This window comes from Nostocoides japonicum T1-X7 (genome assembly GCF_001046855.1).
In the GTDB taxonomy this organism is placed as follows: Bacteria; Actinomycetota; Actinomycetes; order Actinomycetales; family Dermatophilaceae; genus Nostocoides; species Nostocoides japonicum.
In genome coordinates this window covers 4814374-4816975 of sequence record NZ_HF570958.1, presented here as the reverse complement: position 1 = coordinate 4816975, position 2602 = coordinate 4814374, and the positions used below count along the sequence as shown (strand labels likewise).

The following is a 2602-nucleotide window of genomic DNA, read 5'->3' as shown; positions in this document are numbered from 1 at the left end:
CGGGTCGCCGCCTGCCGGGTCGGCTGGCGCGTCGGCTCCGGCTGGTATATCGAGTTCGGCCGGTGCGTCGGGGTCGGCCGGCGGAGGGGAGCGAGCGGGCAGCACGGGGTCGGCTCGTGCGTCGGGCTCGGCCGCCATCGCGCCTCCCGCCGACCTCGACCGCGGCGACGACCTCGTCGTCGTCGAGCACCTCGCGAAGTCCTTCGGCGACCACCAGGTCCTCAAGGACATCTCGTTCACCGTCGCGGCCGGGTCGGTCACGGTGCTGCTCGGCCCGTCCGGCTCGGGGAAGACGACCCTGCTGCGGTCGCTCAACGCCCTGGAGATCCCCGACCGCGGGGTCGTGACGATCGGCACGGAGCGGGTCGACTTCTCCACGATCACGCCCGACCGCCGCGGACACCTGCCGCGCGAGACGCGGCGCCGGCTCGCGGCATACCGGGCACAGAGCGGGATGGTCTTCCAGGCGCACAACCTCTTCCCGCACAAGACGGCTCTGCAGAACGTCACCGAGGGACCCATCGTCACCCAACGGATCCCGGTCGCGGAGGCCACCGCCCGCGCGCGCGAGCTCCTCGCGCAGGTGGGGCTGTCCGAGCACGCGGACAAGTACCCCTACCAGCTGTCCGGCGGTCAGCAGCAGCGGGTCGGCATCGCCCGGGCGCTCGCGCTGCGGCCCAAGCTCGTCCTCTTCGACGAGCCGACATCGGCGCTCGACCCTGAGCTCGTCGGCGACGTCCTCGGCGTCATGAAGGACCTCGCCGACGAGGGCTGGACAATGGTCGTCGTGACGCACGAGGTGCGGTTCGCCCAGCAGGTCTCCGACCAGGTGCTCTTCCTCGACGGCGGGCTCGTCGTCGAGGAAGGACCGCCGTCACAGGTCATCGCCGCTCCGACCCAGCAGCGGACCCGCGACTTCCTCCGCCGGATCCTCGAACCCGTCTGACCCACCACGGCTGACCCACCACGTCTGACCCACCACATCGAGCGGCCGCGTTTCCGCCGGCCCCGGCCGGTCGAGGTATTCGGTGACCCATGCGCAACGTCATCTCGTACCTCGACTCTGACCCGGCCCATTCGGTCGAGGTATCCAGCGACACCGCAGCGTCATCGTCTACCTCGACCCGATCTGAGTCTCCGCCGGTGGAGGTATCCAGCGACCGCCGCAGCGTCATCGTCTACCTCGACCCAGTGGAGACTGTCCGACGAACGGTGTAACTGGCCCGACCCGCTGATGCGTCAGCGAGGAAGGTCAGTGGAATGACCGAGACACTGGTGGGCGTGAGCCCACTGCGGAAGGCAGCCAAGAAGACGCTCACGCCCCAGGAGGCGGAGCGCAACGCGGTGCGCGAGCTGGTCAAGGCCGCTCGCGCCAGGGGTGATGACCTGACCGGCCCCGAGGGGCTGCTGAAGGCGATCACCAAGCAGGTCATCGAGGCCGCCCTCGAGGAAGAGATGAGCGAGCACGTCGGCTACGACAAGCACGCCGTCGAGGGCCGTAACGGCGCCAACTCCCGGAACGGGACCCGCGCCAAGACGGTGCTGACCGACAACGCCGGCCCGGTGGAGATCGAGGTGCCGCGGGACCGGGACGGGTCCTTCGAACCGGTCATCGTGGCGAAGCGGCAGCGGCGGCTGACCGACGTCGACGCGATCGTGCTGTCGCTGTACGCGCGCGGCCTGACGACCGGGGAGATCAGCGCCCACTTCGCCGAGATCTACGGGGCGTCGGTGTCCAAGGACACCGTCTCGAGGATCACCGACAAGGTCATCGAGGACATGCAGGCGTGGGCGTCGCGGCCGCTGCAGCGGGTGTACGCCGCGGTGTTCATCGACGCGATCATGGTCAAGGTCCGTGACGGGCAGGTCGGCAACCAGCCGTTCTACGCCGCGATCGGGGTCGACCTGGCCGGGCACCGCGACGTCCTGGGTTTGTGGCCCGGCCACGGCGCCGGGGAGTCGGCGAAGTTCTGGATGGGCGTGCTGACGGACCTGAAGAACCGCGGGATCGCCGACGTGTTCTTCATCGTCTGCGACGGGCTGAAGGGGCTGCCGGACAGCGTCAACGCCGTCTTCCCCCAAGCAATCGTCCAAACGTGCATCGTCCACCTGATCCGCGGCACCTTCCGGTACGCCTCCAAGCGGTACTGGGAGGCCATCGCCAAAGACCTGCGCCCGATCTACACGGCCGCGAACGCCGCGTCGGCGTGGGCGGCGTTCGAGGAGTTCGAAGAGAAGTGGGGCAAGCCCTACCCGGCCATCCCCAAGCTGTGGCGGGCCGCGTGGGAACAGTTCATCCCGTTCCTGGACTACGACGTTGAGATCCGCAAGGTCCTCTGCTCGACCAACGCGATCGAGTCCCTGAACGCCCGCTACCGGCGCGCCGTCAACGCCAAAGGACACTTCCCCACCGAGCAGGCCGCCCTCAAGACGCTGTACCTGGTCACCCGGTCACTGGACCCCAAGGGCCTGGGACAGGCACGATGGGTCACCCGGTGGAAGCCGGCCCTCAACGCCTTCGCCGTCACCTTCGAAGACCGGATGCCGGCCGCGGAGAACCTCTAATGAGAAACGCCAGTTACACCGATCATCGGACAGACCC

2 protein-coding genes are annotated in these 2602 nt (G+C 68.8%); both read left to right on the top strand.

Going from position 1 to position 2602, the window contains the following annotated elements:
- Positions 1-136 precede the first annotated feature (136 nt).
- Entirely contained in the window at positions 137-946 is an 810-nt protein-coding gene (locus BN12_RS21885) for an amino acid ABC transporter ATP-binding protein (RefSeq protein WP_048556759.1), read from the top strand.
- A 314-nt stretch (positions 947-1260) separates the two neighbouring features.
- Positions 1261-2565, top strand: coding sequence for an IS256 family transposase (locus tag BN12_RS21880; RefSeq protein WP_157635264.1), 1305 nt, complete (start codon positions 1261-1263; stop codon positions 2563-2565).
- Positions 2566-2602: the final 37 nt, after the last annotated feature.

Bases quoted from the DNA above. Each gene is read 5' to 3' on its own strand.
- BN12_RS21880 (WP_157635264.1), top strand. From the start codon at position 1,261: ATGACCGAGACACTGGTGGGCGTGAGCCCACTGCGGAAGGCAGCCAAG.